Below are 14,984 nucleotides of genomic sequence, written 5' to 3' on the forward strand. Positions count from 1 at the left end.
GACATGGACTTCACCCACGACGACGAACAACTCGCCCTGCGCGATGCGGTCCGAGCCCTGCTGCGCAGCAGGTACGGCGACTTCGAGGAGCGGCGGCGCGCGGTCCGTACGGAGCTCGGTCATGACGAGAGCCTGTGGCGCCAGCTGGCCGAGATGGGCGTGCTGGGCCTCCCCTTCGCCGAGGAGGACGGCGGGATGGACGCAGGCCCGGTCGAGGTCGGCCTCGTGGCCCAGGAGTTCGGACGGGTCCTCGCACCGGAACCCTTCCTGGCCTCGGTGGTGCTGGCCGGCGGGACGGTCGCCGCTGTCGGCAGCGCCGAGCAGCGCACCGAGATCCTGACCGCCCTCGCCGCCGGGGAGCGCCGGGTCGCGCTGGCCCATGCCGAACCCGGGAACCGCTGGAGCAACATCGCCACCGACGTGACGGCCACCGACGACGACGGCCACTGGACGCTGTCGGGGGTCAAGGAGCCGGTGCTGGCCGGGGACGCCGAGCAGCTGCTCATCAGCGCCCGCCTCCCCGACGGTGGCACCGGCCTCTTCCTCGTCGACGGTGACGCGACCACCCGCACCACCACGACGGCGTACGACGGCACCCGGGTCACCCGTGTCGAGTGCGACGCCACCGCGGGCACCCCGCTCGGAGAGCCGGGAGCAGACGTCACGAGGGAGATCGCGACGGCCCTGGACCGGGCTCGGATCGCGGCCTGCCACGAGGCGCTGGGCGGCATGGAGGTGGCGTTGGAGACGACGACGGCCTACCTGCGCAGCCGCAAGCAGTTTGGGGTGACCCTCAACCACTTCCAGGCGCTCACCTTCCGAGCGGCCGACATGTACGTCGCCCTCGAGCTGACCCGCAGCATCGTGGCGTGGGCCACCATGGTGGCCGCGACCGGGGACGCCGACGAGACCCGCCGGGCCGTGGCCCGCGCCGCGCTGCAGGTGAGCCGCGCTGGTCGACACATCGGCCAGGAGGCGATCCAACTGCACGGCGGCATCGCGATGACCGCGGAGTACCTTGTCGGCAACGTCACCGCTCACCTGACAGCGCTCGACCACCTCTTCGGGGACGGGCAGCACCACCTGTCTGAGTTGATGACCGAGCTCGAAAAGCATGAAGCGCTCGACCCCCTGACAGCACCGTCAGGTCCGGACCAGGAGGAACGATGACCGAGCTGCACCCCACACTGGATCCACGCCTGGACCCACACCTCGCCGGGCTCCTGGGGCTGATGGCCTCGGGCACGCCGATGCACCAAACCTCGCCGGCCGAGGCGCGCCGGATGTTCCGCACGCTCACCGTCGACCTTCGCGATCCGGCCTCGGTCCCCGAGGTCGCCTCGGTGACCGCGACCACCGTCCCGGGTGGCGACGGGGAGTTGGACGCCCGGATCTACCGGCCTCGTGAAGGTGCGTTGCCGACGGTGGTCTTCCTGCACGGTGGCGGTTGGGTGATCGGCGACCTCGACACCCACGACCTGACCGCGCGCACGATCGCCACGCTCTGCGACGCGGTCGTGCTCTCGGTGGACTATCGGCTCGCCCCGGAGCATCCCTACCCGGCCGCCGTCGAGGACGCGTTGGCCGCGACCCGCTGGGCCGCCGAGCACGTGGACGACGCAGACCTGCTGGGAGGCAACGGGGCGCTGGGCGTGGCCGGCGACAGCGCCGGCGGCAACCTGGCCACCATCGCGGCCCAGGGGTTGCGCGACGACGGGATCCCGCTCGCGGGTCAGCTGCTCATCTACCCGGGCACCGATCTGCTGGCCGACCTCCCCTCACGCACGGAGAACGCCGAAGGGTACTTCCTCGACCAGGCCACGATGGTGTGGTTCGCGACCCACTACCTGGGCGACGCACCCGACCCCGCACACCCGCACCTCTCCCCGATCAACGGCGACCTGGCCGGTGTGGCCCCCGCCGTCGTGGTGACGGCGCAGTTCGATCCGCTGCGCGACGAGGGAATGGCCTACGCAGAGGCACTGACCGAGGCCGGGGTCCCGGTGCGGAGTCGGGTCTTCGCGGGCATGATCCACGGCTTCGTGGACATGGGCCGTCACTCACCGGCGGCCCAGGCCGCGATCGAGGAGACCTGCGCGCTCTTCCGCGAGGTCCTGCACGGCTCGGTCGAGTAGGCCGGGGCTGGCCGGTCAGCCCCGGTGCCGCGCCATCAACGCCAACCCGAGCAGCATCTTGTCGCGCGGGTCGGTGAGCGACCGGCCGGTCATCTGCTCGATCTGCTTCATCCGGTAGATCACCGTGTTGCGGTGGCAGTAGAGGTCGGTGGCCGCGTGGGTCGGCGACCCGTCGTGGCGCAACAGGGCCTCCAGGGTCTCCAGCAGGACATCGGCCTGGGCGCGCGGCTGGGCCATGACCGGCGCCAGCGTCTCGGCCAGGAGTCGGGGCGCCACCAGGGGGCTGCCCGCCAGGAGCACCTCGGGCAGCCGGTCGGAGAGTGCCACCACCTGGCGTACGCCCCGGGGCACGGTCTCTGCGGCTCGGCAGGCGAACTGGAAGGCGGCTGCGAACCCGGCCACCCCGTCGGTGGACATCGCGATGCCGGTGCGGCCCACGACGTTGGGGGCGAAGAGATCCACCAGTCCGTCCTCACCGGGCAGTGGGCCGGACAGCAGCCCGTAGTGGACCCCGGAGCGGACGTGCCAGCGGGCCACGATCTGGAGTCGGTCGAGGCGGTCCTCGGTCGGCGCCAGGACATCACCCACGGCACCGCGGTCCTGGATCACCGCGACGCAGGCAACGGCGTCGTCGGCCTCGATGCCGAGCGCGGAACGCGCCTCCTCGGCGAACTCGGGGTCGGCGCCGCGGCCCTCGATCAGGTGGTCGAGGATCCCCTGCTCACGCTGGAGGTCCTGGCGCTGCATCCGTGAGCTCTCGCGCCGGTAGGCATCGATCAGCACGGTGTTCTGCACGTCGAGCGTGGTCCACACGCTGCGTGCCGCGAGCAGCAGCACCTCGTCGCCGACGCCGATGGCCGGGTCTGCCGAGACCCGGCCGACGAGCGCCTCCCACAGCGTGCGGGCGCCGAGGTTGTAGGCGTTGAGGACCAACTCGAGCGGGACGTCCTGCCGGGCTCGACGGCGACCCGTCTCGCGCCAGAGCTCGACCGCGTTCTCGTCCTCACCGTGCCGCTCCTCGAGGGTCCCCGAGAGGATCCGCAACCCGCGATGGATGTGTTGCCGGGTGCTGCCGCGGACGTCTGCACGGAACTCCGGGCCGATCCGTTCCCACAACTCGTGGTCACGTTCGAAGAGGGAGAGCGTGATGGTGTCCGCGATCGAGTCCGCCTGGTCGAGGAGCAGCGCCCAAGCGGTGCGCAACGCTTCCTCGGACGTGCTGTCGCTGGTGTGCATGCGCCCCACGTTCGCACTCCGAGCACAGTCGTGACCAGAGGCTCAGCCACGGTCGAGGCCCCGGGACCAAGGACTTCTGGGCTGTGCGCCCAATGACCTGGGTGGGCAAGCCAACCAAAGTGGTACAGGTCACATCGCACAGAACGCGGCCCGTCCGGTCAGCACAAGCCGGTCCGGTCCGCACGAGGAGTCCAGTGAGCAAGCAGCCCACCGCGAGCCGTCCGAGCCCCGGCTCCACCGGGGCGAGCCGGGTCGCAGAACTCGAGCTCGACCGGGTCACTGTCCGCTTCGGCGGTCTCGTCGCGCTCTCCGATGCCGCCCTCACGGTGCGGCCCCACACCGTGCACGGGGTGATCGGTCCCAACGGAGCGGGCAAGACCACGCTCTTCAACGTGGCCTGCGGCTTCGTCCGACCCGACGAGGGCCAGATCCTGCGGCGGGGCGAGCACCTCACCCGGCTGCGGCCCTCAGACCTGCCTGGGCTGGGGATGGCTCGCACCCTGCAGGGCCTCGGTCTCTTCGACCGCGTCACCGTGCTCGACAACGTGATGATCGGTGCCGACCGCCACGCCCGCACCGGCTTCTGGGCCTCCGCGCTGGCCTGGCCGACGTCGGGTCGCGAAGAGCGGGCGCTGCGCGAGCGGGCCCTGGGAGCCCTGGCCGAGCTGGGCATCGCGGATCTCGCGCCGTTGGTGGCCGGAAGCCTTCCCTACCCCTTGCGCAAGAAGGTGGCACTGGCCCGCGCCCTGGTGGGCGAGCCCGAGCTGCTGCTGCTCGACGAGCCCGCCAGCGGCCTGGCCGCCGACGAGATCGACGACCTGGGCGAGCTCGTACGCGGCCTGACCGACCGGATGGCGGTCCTGCTCGTGGAGCACCACATGGATCTGGTGATGCGGATCTGCGACGACATCACCGTTCTGGACTTCGGCCGGGTGATCGCCCACGGCCCGCCGGAGCAGGTGCGCAACGACCCGGCCGTGCTCGAGGCCTACCTCGGGGAGGACGTCTGATGCTCGCCGTGGACTCACTCACCGTCTCCCACGGTCCGGTCACCGCACTGCGCGAGGTGTCCTTCAGCGCGGCGCGCGGGGCCATCACCGCCGTGCTCGGTGCCAACGGCGCCGGGAAGACCACCCTGCTGCGCACCGTCTCCGGACTGCACCGGGCGGGCGCCGGCTCGATCACCCTGGACGGGCGGCCGATAGACCGGTTGCCGGCCGAGTCAATGGTCGCCCTCGGGCTGGCGCACGTGCCCGAAGGCCGCGGAGTCATCACCGAGCTCAGCGTCGAGGAGAACCTGCGTCTCGGCGGTCTGGGCCGCGGCCGGGTGCGACCCGGCGACCTGGACCTCGCGTACGACCTCTTCGGCGTCCTCGCGGAGCGTCGGAACCAGTTGGCAGGGACGCTCTCGGGCGGTGAACGCCAGATGCTGGTGATCGGTCGGGCCCTGATGGCACGCCCCGAGATCCTCCTGCTCGACGAGCCGTCGCTGGGCCTCGCACCACGCGTGGTGGCCCAGATCTTCGCGCTGCTGCGTCGCCTCGTCGTCGACCAAGGCCTCTCGGTCCTCCTGGTCGAGCAGAACGCAATCAGCGCCCTCTCCGTCGCCGACCGCGGCGTCGTCCTCCACCTCGGCCGCGTGGTGGCCGACGAGGAGGCCTCGCGACTGGCCGCCGACGACCAGCTCCGCCACGCCTACCTCGGTTTCTGACTGATTGCCCGACCCGACCCCCGCCCCCGACCCGAAGAGAGCTCGACAGTGCAGCAGTTCATCAACACCGCCCTCGGCGGACTCACCACGGGGATGGTCTACGCCGCCTTCGCCCTGGCGCTGGTGCTGATCTGGCGCTCGACGCGGGTGGTCAACTTCGCCCAGGCCCCGATGGCGATGGTCACCACCTTCGTGGCGCTGGCCGTGATCGACGCCGGGTTCTCCTACTGGATCGGGTTCGCGGTGGCCCTCGCCGCGGGACTCGTCCTCGGCGCGATCATGGAACGCGGGGTGATGCGCCACGTGCAGGGCAAGGGTGAGATCAACGCGGTGATCCTGACCCTGGGGCTCTTCATCGTGCTGCACGCAGCGGCCGCGGTGGTCTTCGGCAACGACTTCCGCTCCTTCCCCGCCCCCTTCGGCGTACGCGGCATCGAGGTCGGCGGACGTACGGTCGCCCTCACCGGCTTCGGCATCTTCACCATCATCGCGGTGCTGGTCGTGATGGGCCTGCTGGTGGCCCTCTTCCGCTTCACCGACCTCGGGCTGAGGATGCGCGCAGCCGCCTTCAACCCCGAGGTGGCGCGGCTGCTGGGGGTCCGCGTGCCGCGGATGATGACGCTGGGCTGGGCGCTGGCCTCGCTGGTCGGCTCACTGGCCGGCCTGCTGATCGCCGGCGGCAGCCTGATCCACCCCTCCTACATGGACTCAGTGGTGGTGCTCGGGTTCGTCGCAGCCGTGCTCGGAGGTCTCGACAGTCCGTTGGGCGCCGTGGTCGGAGGGTTGCTGCTCGGCGTCACCCTCGCCTTCGTCAGTGGCTACCTCGGCTCCCAGCTCGTCGCGCTCGCGGCCCTGCTGATCCTGATGATCGTGCTCATGGTCCGCCCCGGCGGCATCTTCTCGACCACCGCGGCCAGGAGGGTCTGATGGAACGGATCTCCCGGCTCGTCGGGTCCACCCTGGCTCGGCACCTGCTCGTGGCGGCGCTCGGGATGGTCGTGGTGGTCATGGCCCTCACCGCCGTCAGCGACTTCCGCCGCTTCCAACTGGCCGAGATGGCCTGCCTGGCCATCGCCGCCGGCGGCCTCACGGTGCTGACCGGGCTCAACGGTCAGCTCTCCCTCGGCCACGGTGCCCTGATGGCGGTCGGCACCTACACCACAGCGCTGCTCCTCCCTGATCGTGACGCCTCGACCCCCCTCGTCCTGGTCGTGCTCATCTCCGTCTGCACGGCCACGCTGGTGGGTGCCCTGGTCGGCGTGGCGGCGGCTCGGCTGCACGGCCCCTACCTGGCGGGCGCAACGCTGGCGTTGGCCGTGGCCGTCCCCGGTCTGGCCCTCCACTTCCGCGAGACCCTCGGAGGCGAGCAGGGCATTCCGGTGGTCGCGCCACCGCCGCCGGGTTGGGCCGAGGATGCGACGTACTTCCTCACTGCCTCCGACCTGACGCCCCGGGGATGGATCGCGTTCCTTGCCTGGTCGACCTTGATCCTCTCCTTCCTGTTGCTGGCCAACCTGTCGCACAGCCGCGTCGGCCGACGGTGGCGCGCGGTGCGCGACGACCCGGTGGCGGCCGAGCTGGCGGGCATCGTCGTGGGCCGCTCGCGGGTCTCGGCCTTCATGGTGAGCGCCGCCGCAGCCGGTGCGGCCGGCTCGATGCTGGCCCTGGTCGTACGTCTCGCCGCCCCCGGATCGTTCACCCTGGCGCTGAGCCTCACCCTCATCGCCGCCGTGGTCCTGGGTGGCCTGGGGTCGCTGACCGGCGCCCTGCTCGGCGCTGCGCTGTTGACCTTCCTGCCGCAGTTCGTCACCCAGATCGGTCGCGACGCCGGGCTCGACGACGTCCGGGCGGCCGAGCTCGCGCCGCTGGTCTACGGCCTGGTCATGGTGCTGGTCATCCTGCTGGCGCCCGGCGGACTCTTCGGAGTCATCCGGGGGGCCCTCACCCGGCGCCGCGCCCGCCGCGCCCTGGCCGCCCGTTCCGTCGAGGCCTCCACCTCCACCAGACCTGACCCCGACAGCCCGCCCGATGAGCAACTCACTGACCCATCCGGTGACCACCGCACGGCCACCACAACAGAGGGAGCACCCAGATGAAACGCATGAAGCAAGTCCGACTCACACCCGTGGCGGCCCTCGTCGCCTCGGCCCTGGTCCTCTCTGCCTGCGGCGCGGGCGGTCGGGACGACGACGACGGGGACGCAGCCGACTCCGGCTCCACGGTCGGCGTCACCGACGACAAGGTCACGATCGGGGCGCACTTCCCGCTCACGGGTGTGGCCGCACCCGGCTACAACGAGATCCCGACCGGCGCCCGCGCCTACTTCGACTTCGTCAACGCCAACGGCGGCGTCCACGGACGACAGATCGAGTACGTGGTGCGCGACGACGCCTACAACCCGACCAACACCACCAAGGTGACCAACGAGCTCCTCCTGCAGGACGAGATCTTCGCGATGGTCGGTGGGCTGGGGACCCCCACCCACAGCGCCGTCGTGGACCAGCTCAACGAGGAGGGCGTGCCCGACCTCTTCGTCTCCTCCGGGTCGCTGATGTGGGGTGACGACCCCGAGGCGCGGCCGATGACCTTCGGCTGGCAGCCCGACTACGAGAGCGAGGCCAAGATCATCGGCCAGTACGTCGCGGAGAACATGCCGGACGCCAAGGTCGGCCTCTTCCTCCAGGACGACGACTTCGGTGAGGACGCCGAGAAGGGCGCGCGGCAGTTCCTCGAGGAGCAGATCGTGGGGGTCGAGCGGTACACGTCGGGCAACACCGACGTCGGCCCCCAGATCGCGGGCCTCCAGGGCGCCGGCGCGGACCTCGTGCTGGGCTTCAACACTCCCGCCTACACGGCGCTGGCCCGCCTGGTCTCCCTGTCGCTGGGGTACGAGCCGCAGTGGTTCGTCTCCTCGGTGGGCTCTGACTCGCCACTGGTCGGCTCGCTGCTGGCCGAGTTCTCCGAGGGCGCGGTCAAGCCCGGAGCCGGAGCGCTCGACGGCGTGATGACGACCGAGTACATCCCCACCCTCGACCAGGGCGACGACCCGTGGGTCCAGCTGTGGGAGCGGGTCTGGGAGGAGCACGGCGAGAAGGGCGACCTCAGCAACTACAAGATCTACGGCATGTCCCACGCCTACGCCCTCGTCCAGGCGCTCCAGGGCGTCGGTGAGGACCTCACCCGTGAAGGACTCGTCGAGTTCATGGAGGAGCAGGGCGAAGGGCTCGACGGCCCGCAGCTCGCGCCCTTCCGTTACGGCACCGACAGCCACCTGGGCATCTCCGGGATGCGCATCGTCGAGCTCGAGGGCCGGGGATCAAAGGAGCTGACCCCGGTGCTGGTGACCGACATCGGCGACGCCGAGATCACCGAGGACACCTCGGGCCAGGCCGACGACGCACCCCCGGAGAGTGGAATCCCCGAGTAGTTGATCCGGTGAGCTGACCCGGTTTCACCCGACACACCCGGCTCCGCCGCGACCGAAGGACGTACGCGCCTCTGGTTGCGGCGGAGCCGCCCTCGTTTGCGCGCTCCCCGGGAGGGTAGAAGTGTTCGAGTCACAGACGTGGACGAGAGGCACCTGGCATGAGCGAGACCGCGTTCGACACCTTGATGGCGTCGATCGACCCGCCCCTGGTCGTGGTCACCACCGCGGCCGAGGACGAACGCGCCGGCTGCCTGGTGGGCTTCCATGCCCAGTCCAGCATCGACCGCGAGCACTACTGCCTCTGGCTCTCGAAGGCCAACCACACGTATCGCACCAGCCTCCGCAGCGCGCACTTCGCAGTCCACTTCCTCACCGACGCCGACCGCGAGATGGCTGAGCGGTTCGGCACCCGGACCGGCGAGGAGACGGACAAGTTCGCCGGCCTCGACCTCGAGAGCGACGAACACGGGGTGCCGCTGATCAAGGACCTGCCCAACCGGATCCTCCTCGACCGCCTCGCCACCCTGGACGACGGCGGCGACCACGTGTGCGTGACCAGCCTCGTGCGGGAGGCCCGGACCTCAGGCCCGTTCACGCCCCTGCGACTCTCCGACGCCGAGGGCCTCGAGCCCGGCCACGCGGCCGAGGAACGGGCTGTGCGGCCCTGATCTCACCGGGCGTCAGCCCGGCAGGTCCCGGCTCAGGGCCGTCAGGATCTCGTCCCAGTGCCGCAGCGGCACCAGGTGACCCTCCCCCGCGCAGCGCACCAGGCGGGCGTCCGGCAACTCCCTCGCCAGCCACTCGCCGTGCGCCGGCGACACCATCTGGTCGCGGTCGCCGTACCAGAGGTGGACCGGGCAGGTGACCGCCCCGAGGTCGATCCCCCACGGGCCGACGAACGCGACGTTGTCCCAGGCGATGGCTCTGGCGCCCTGCCGCATCGCTTCGCGGAACGAGACGAAGATCGCCCGACGCGCAGCGGGGTCCGCGACGACCTCCGGGTCGCTCACGCCCCACTGCCGGTCGATCCACGGAGCCTGCTCGTCGTCGAGGACCGACACCATGAGGTTGAGCAGCTCCTCGTTGCCGGCGAAGAACACGTCAGCCGCACGCTCTGGCTCCCCCGGGAGGTACGAGAGGGCGAGGTGGTCGTTCTCCGTCAGCGCCTCACCAGCTCCCGGCACCTGCTGCACGGGGGCCACGCCACCGCAGATGCCCACCCGGACCACCCGATCGGTCAACGTCGCGGCCGTCGCCAGGGCGAACGGTCCTCCCCCGGACCAGCCCGAGGCGGCGAACCGACCCACCCCGAGCGACTCCACGATGACCTCGACATCTCTCGCCACGAGGTCGAGGCTGGTCGGCGCAGCCTCGGAACGGCCGTAGCCGGGCCGATCGAAGGTGATCAGGCGGACCCCGCGCCGACGGGCCGCCTCTGCTCCGAAGTCGACCTCGAGGCGGGAGCCCGGGGTGCCGTGGAAGTGCACGACCGGGACCCCGTCCGGGTCACCGGCGTCTCGGACCATGACTCTGCGTCCACCGACGGAGACCTCCGACTCGACCATGTGGCGACACTAGTGCGCAGGCTCCGCCTAGTGTGGTGGGAAGAGGTCAGGAGGAGGCGTCGATGAGCAGTCAGGCACTGTCGGACAAGGTCCGGCACCAGCGGGAGCAACTGCCCGCGATGTACGACATCACCGACCCCGACCACCTGCCCGAGCGCCTCGCGCTCACCCTGGACGACCCGAGCGACCTGGACGATGTCAAGGGAGCCGACCGGGCCGCCCTGCTCGCCGACACCGAGCTGATGGACCTCATGGTGACCGCGACCCGGTTGGGTGACGTGGTGGCTGATGCCTACGCCATGCTGCTGCCGACGTACGGGATGGGCGGCCTGATCGAGATGCTCCGGACCGCCTGTCGCGACGGCGTGGAGTCCGTGCCGGACGCACCGGAGGAGCTGCGAGCGTTCATGGCTGCGATGGAGGACAGGCCGGACTGGATCGACCTCGAGCAGGTCGCCGAAGGTGCCCGGTGGGAGCGCATCGACGCAGCGTTGCTGACCCCGTTCGTGATCCGTGGCGCCTTCCTGGCCACCTTCCTCAACGCGTACGCCGCCCTGCCGATGGCGATGACCGGCGCCCTCACCGGCGAGACCTCTGCCCGTCGGGTCAAGGAGACGGCCTCCTTCTTCGCCGCGACCGTGCTCCCGGGCGGCACCGAACGCCACGGTCCCGGCTTCGAAGCCGCCGCAATGGTTCGTCTGATGCACTCGGCCGTACGCGTGCACGCGATGCGCTCGGGCAAGTGGAACCACTACACGCACGGACCGCCGATCCCTCAGGTCGACCAGATGCCGGCCGGGTTGATCAACAGCTTCCTGATCTCGGTCGCGGCCGTGAAGGACGGCCGCGACGACTTCGACGAGCGCGAGCGCGCCATGATCGAGCTGGCGCGCTACCGCTGCTTCCTGCTGGGCCTGCCCGTCGAGCTGCTCCCTGCCGACCCGCGGGGCGTGATCCGGGTCTTCAAGGCACGGGCGGCGACCCTGCGCAGCTCCTTCGACGACGACACCTGCGGGGCGTTGGTCCGCTCCACCCTGGCGGCCCGGCTTCATCCCGACGCCGGTCCGTGGGGACGGATCGTCGAACGGTTCGAACGCAGTTTCGCCACCATCACCTTCGTCAAGGCCTTCCTCCAGGGCGACACCGAGCGGGCGGCCAGGATGGGCATCCGCGTGACCCGAGCCGACCAACTCCGCGCGGTGCCGATGCTGCCGTTCCTGATCGGTCGGGTGCTCCTGGTCCGCAGACTCGCAGGGCTCCCGGTCCTGTCCGGCCTCACCGATCGTTACGTGGTGGCCACGCTGCGCCGCAGGCTGCGTGGCTACGGCCACCCCGAGTACGTGGCCCGGGCCATCGACTGAGCGAGCACCGGAACGGTCACCCGGACCGCCCTTCTGGGCGTGGGGCTGCCCTGACGCGGCGTTAGACTCACCCCTTCCTCCTTGCTACGACGTGGCCCAGCTGGGTGTGGCGTCCCTCTGATCCGAGAACGGACAAGCGCGTGTCCTCACACCCCCCTGTTGCTGTCCACGTGCCCGAAGTCCACGAGGACCAGGACACCTCGGTGCTCGCCGCGCTGCGCAACCCGAGGCGACTGAAGACCGAGGTGCTGGCGGGTCTGGTCGTGGCACTGGCCCTCATCCCCGAGGCGATCTCCTTCTCGATCATCGCCGGGGTGGATCCGCGGCTCGGGATCTTCGCCTCCTTCACCATGGCTGTCTCGATCGCCTTCCTCGGCGGTCGCCCCGCCATGATCTCGGCGGCCACCGGAGCGGTCGCGCTGGTGATCGCCCCCGTGGTCGCAAACCACGGGGTGGACCACCTCATCGCCACCGTCATCCTCGCCGGCATCTTCCAGATCGCCATGGGAGCCCTGGGCGTGGCAAAGCTGATGCGCTTCATCCCGCGCTCGGTGATGGTCGGCTTCGTCAACTCCCTGGCCATCCTGGTCTTCCTGGCCCAGATCCCTCACATGCGCAACGTCCCGGTCCTGGTCTACCCGCTGATCGCCCTGGGCCTGCTCATCATCTTCGCCCTCCCCCGGGTGACCGACATCGTCCCGGCGCCCCTGGTGGCCATCGTCATCCTCACGGTGATCACCGTGACCATGGCGATCACCGTGCCCACCGTCGGTGACGAGGGCGAGCTGCCCGACAGCCTCCCCTCGCTGCTCATCCCCGATGTCCCCTTCACCCTCGAGACCCTCCAGATCATCGCCCCCTACGCTCTGGCAATGGCCCTGGTCGGCATCCTGGAGTCACTGCTGACCGCCAAGCTGGTCGACGACATCACCGACACCCACTCCAACAAGACCCGCGAGAGTCTCGGCCAGGGTGCCGCCAACGTGATCACCGGCTTCTTCGGCGGCATGGGCGGCTGCGCGATGATCGGTCAGACGATGATCAACGTGAAGTCGTCGGGCGCGCGCACCCGGATCTCCACCTTCCTGGCCGGCCTCTTCCTCCTCGTGCTGGTCGTGGGATTCGGCGACCTCGTCGCGATCATCCCGATGGCTGCGCTGGTCGCGGTGATGATCGTCGTCTCGATCGCCACCTTCGACTGGCACAGCATCCGACCCACCACGCTGCGGCGCCTGCCCAAGAGCGAGAACCTGGTGATGATCTCGACCATGGTGGCAGTGGTCGCCACCCACAACCTCGCCATCGGCGTCGGCGTGGGCGTCGTGGTCGCCATGATCCTCTTCGCCCGTCGGGTCGCCCACCTCACCGAGGTCTCTGAGGTGGCCCAGATCGACGCGGACACCCACGTCTACGCCGTCACTGGGGCACTCTTCTTCGCCACCAGCAATGACCTGTACTCCCAGTTCGACTACGCCGGTGCCCCGAAGAACGTCGTCATCGACCTCTCCGGAGCCCACATCTGGGACGCCTCCACCGTCGCTGCGCTGGACGCCATCCAGCGCAAGTTCGAGTCGAGGGGCAAGAGCGTCGAGATTCGCGGCCTCAACGAGGCCAGCCAGCAGATGCACACTCGCCTGAGCGGGCATCTGGGCGACGGGCACTGAGCCACGACTGCACGCTGGCCGACACGCGATTGATGCTCTCCCGTCATGTGACGGTAAATTGATGAGCGCCCAGCAGAACCATCCATGACGCCGGAGGACCCGCGCTTCCTCCCCGAGCTTCAGGGACAACTCTCTTGAATCATTCGCGCTGAGGCCACACATCCACCAGTCGACGAGCATGAGGTCACCGTGAGCCATCCCCACCCCGAGCTCAAGTCCCCCCCGAAGCTCCCCCAGGACGGTCTGCGGATCGTCCCGCTCGGCGGTCTGGGCGAGATCGGTCGCAACATGACCGTCTTCGAGTACCGCGGCAAACTGCTGATCGTCGACTGCGGCGTGCTCTTCCCCGAGGAGCACCAGCCCGGCATCGACGTCATCCTGCCGGACTTCACCTGGATCCGGGACCGCCTCGACAAGGTCGTCGCGATCGTCCTGACCCATGGTCACGAGGACCACATCGGCGGTGTCCCCTACCTCCTGCGCGAGCGCAACGACATCCCGGTCGTCGGCTCCACCCTCACGTTGGCGCTGATCGAGGCCAAGCTGAAGGAGCACCGCATCAAGCCGGTGCTCAACCACGTCAAGGAGGGTGACCGGATCACCCTCGGTGGCTTCGACCTGGAGTTCCTGGCGGTCAACCACTCGATCCCCGACGGGCTCGCCGTGGCAATCCGCACGAACGCCGGTCTGGTGCTGCACACGGGCGACTTCAAGATGGACCAGTTCCCCCTCGACGACCGGATCACCGACCTGCGTGCCTTCGCCCGGCTCGGCGAGGAGGGGGTCGACCTGTTCATGACCGACTCCACCAACGCGGAGGTCCCCGGCTTCACCCTTTCCGAGCGCGAGTTGACTCCGGCGATCGAGACCGTCTTCCGTACGGCCCCGCGACGCGTCATCGTCTCCAGCTTCGCCAGTCACGTGCACCGCATCCAGCAGGTGCTCGACGCCGCGCAGGCCCATGGCCGCAAGGTCGCCTTTGTCGGTCGCTCGATGGTGCGCAACATGGGGGTGGCCCGCGACCTGGGGTACCTGAAGTACCCCGAGGACCTGGTGGTCTCCTTCGAGCAGCTCGAACGGATGAACCCCAGCAAGGTCGCGATCGTGTGCACCGGCTCGCAGGGCGAGCCGATGGCCGCGCTGTCACGGATGGCCAACCGCGAGCACAAGATCCGGGTCGCCGAGGGCGACACGGTCCTGATGGCCAGCTCGGTGATCCCGGGCAACGAGAACGCCATCTCCGGGGTGATCAACGGCCTCACCCGCTGGGGCGCCAAGGTCGTGCACAAGGGCAACGCCAAGGTGCACGTCTCCGGCCACGCCAGCGCCGGCGAGCTCGTCTACTGCTACAACATCGTGCGCCCCACCAACGTGATGCCGATCCACGGAGAGTGGCGCCACCTGCAGGCCAACGCCGACCTGGCCATCAAGACCGGGATCGCGCCCGACCGGGTCGTCCTGGCCGAGGACGGCGTGGTCGTCGACCTGGTCAAGGGTCGGGCCAAGATCACCGGCAAGGTCCCGGCCGGCAACGTCTACGTCGACGGACAGACCGTGGGCGGAGCGACCGAGAGCACGCTGAAGGATCGTCGCACCCTCGCCGAGGAAGGGGTGCTCACCGTCCTGGCGATCGTCGACGCCGACACCGGAAAGCTGGCCGAGACCCCGGACTTCCTGATCCGCGGTTTCGTCCCGGAGCCCGGCGCCTTCAAGGACGCCATCGGCGTCATCGAGACCACCTTGGCGCGTTCCGCCAAGGAAGGCGTCAGCGACCCCCGCCAGCTCGAGCAGATGATCACTCGCGAGGTCGGCCGTTGGTCGCACCGCAAGTTCCGCCGCAGCCCGTTGGTCATCGCCATCGTGGTGGACGCCTGATCGGTAGCCA

At 69.8% G+C, this 14,984-nt stretch carries 13 protein-coding genes; 11 read left to right on the plus strand and 2 right to left on the minus strand.

Annotation, left to right across the window (positions count from 1 at the left end; translation table 11 throughout):
* Positions 1-3: 3 nt before the first annotated feature.
* Together DNK52_RS03100 and DNK52_RS03105 are read left to right on the plus strand one after the other, a co-directional pair.
* Positions 4-1,170 carry an acyl-CoA dehydrogenase family protein gene (locus DNK52_RS03100; protein WP_110239395.1) on the plus strand — a complete coding sequence of 389 codons (1,167 nt, stop codon included), beginning with the start codon at positions 4-6 and terminating at the stop codon, positions 1,168-1,170.
* Positions 1,167-2,135 (plus strand): alpha/beta hydrolase, encoded by a 969-nt coding sequence (locus DNK52_RS03105; RefSeq protein WP_110239396.1) that lies wholly within the window; start codon positions 1,167-1,169, stop codon positions 2,133-2,135. Before DNK52_RS03100 ends, DNK52_RS03105 begins: the two co-directional genes overlap by 4 nt.
* A 15-nt stretch (positions 2,136-2,150) precedes the next feature.
* Here DNK52_RS03105 and DNK52_RS16415 read toward each other — a convergent pair whose 3' ends face one another.
* A complete protein-coding gene (locus DNK52_RS16415) occupies positions 2,151-3,371 on the minus strand; it encodes a PucR family transcriptional regulator (RefSeq protein WP_110239398.1) in 1,221 nt (406 codons plus the stop codon).
* Positions 3,372-3,565: 194 nt separating this feature from the next.
* Here DNK52_RS16415 and DNK52_RS03115 point away from each other — a divergent pair, with 194 nt between their 5' ends.
* From DNK52_RS03115 to DNK52_RS03140, 6 genes are all read left to right on the plus strand, one after another.
* Positions 3,566-4,381, plus strand: coding sequence for an ABC transporter ATP-binding protein (locus DNK52_RS03115; RefSeq protein ID WP_239455352.1), 816 nt, complete (start codon positions 3,566-3,568; stop codon positions 4,379-4,381).
* The gene (locus DNK52_RS03120; protein ID WP_110239403.1) at positions 4,381-5,082 is read left to right on the plus strand and encodes an ABC transporter ATP-binding protein; all 702 of its coding nucleotides are present in this window, start codon (positions 4,381-4,383) and stop codon (positions 5,080-5,082) included. Before DNK52_RS03115 ends, DNK52_RS03120 begins: the two co-directional genes overlap by 1 nt.
* 48 nt (positions 5,083-5,130) lie before the next feature.
* Entirely contained in the window at positions 5,131-6,009 is an 879-nt protein-coding gene (locus DNK52_RS03125; protein WP_110239405.1) for a branched-chain amino acid ABC transporter permease, read from the plus strand.
* Entirely contained in the window at positions 6,009-7,178 is a 1,170-nt protein-coding gene (locus tag DNK52_RS03130; protein WP_204163343.1) for a branched-chain amino acid ABC transporter permease, read from the plus strand. Before DNK52_RS03125 ends, DNK52_RS03130 begins: the two co-directional genes overlap by 1 nt.
* A 5-nt stretch (positions 7,179-7,183) precedes the next feature.
* Positions 7,184-8,509 carry an ABC transporter substrate-binding protein gene (locus DNK52_RS03135; protein WP_110239409.1) on the plus strand — a complete coding sequence of 442 codons (1,326 nt, stop codon included), beginning with the start codon at positions 7,184-7,186 and terminating at the stop codon, positions 8,507-8,509.
* 158 nt (positions 8,510-8,667) lie between these two features.
* Positions 8,668-9,177: a flavin reductase family protein gene (locus DNK52_RS03140; RefSeq protein ID WP_110239411.1), complete on the plus strand. Its 510-nt coding sequence runs from the start codon at positions 8,668-8,670 to the stop codon at positions 9,175-9,177.
* Between the two features lie 12 nt (positions 9,178-9,189).
* Here the strand turns inward: DNK52_RS03140 and DNK52_RS03145 are convergent, their stop codons facing one another.
* Positions 9,190-10,074 carry an alpha/beta fold hydrolase gene (locus DNK52_RS03145; protein WP_110239413.1) on the minus strand — a complete coding sequence of 295 codons (885 nt, stop codon included), beginning with the start codon at positions 10,072-10,074 and terminating at the stop codon, positions 9,190-9,192.
* 62 nt (positions 10,075-10,136) lie between these two features.
* Between DNK52_RS03145 and DNK52_RS03150 the strand changes: the two genes are divergently transcribed.
* The 3 genes from DNK52_RS03150 to DNK52_RS03160 all read left to right on the plus strand — a co-directional run bounded on the left by DNK52_RS03150 (position 10,137) and on the right by DNK52_RS03160 (position 14,974).
* Positions 10,137-11,435, plus strand: a complete 1,299-nt coding sequence (locus tag DNK52_RS03150) for an oxygenase MpaB family protein (protein ID WP_110239415.1) — start codon at positions 10,137-10,139, stop codon at positions 11,433-11,435.
* Between the two features lie 170 nt (positions 11,436-11,605).
* A complete protein-coding gene (locus tag DNK52_RS03155; RefSeq protein WP_239455353.1) occupies positions 11,606-13,099 on the plus strand; it encodes a SulP family inorganic anion transporter in 1,494 nt (497 codons plus the stop codon).
* A gap of 189 nt (positions 13,100-13,288) precedes the next feature.
* Entirely contained in the window at positions 13,289-14,974 is a 1,686-nt protein-coding gene (locus DNK52_RS03160; protein ID WP_110239419.1) for a ribonuclease J, read from the plus strand.
* The last annotated feature ends 10 nt before the right edge of the window (positions 14,975-14,984 follow it).

It is taken from the genome of Nocardioides gilvus, from assembly GCF_003194605.1.
GTDB classification, from domain to species: domain Bacteria; phylum Actinomycetota; class Actinomycetes; order Propionibacteriales; family Nocardioidaceae; genus Nocardioides; species Nocardioides gilvus.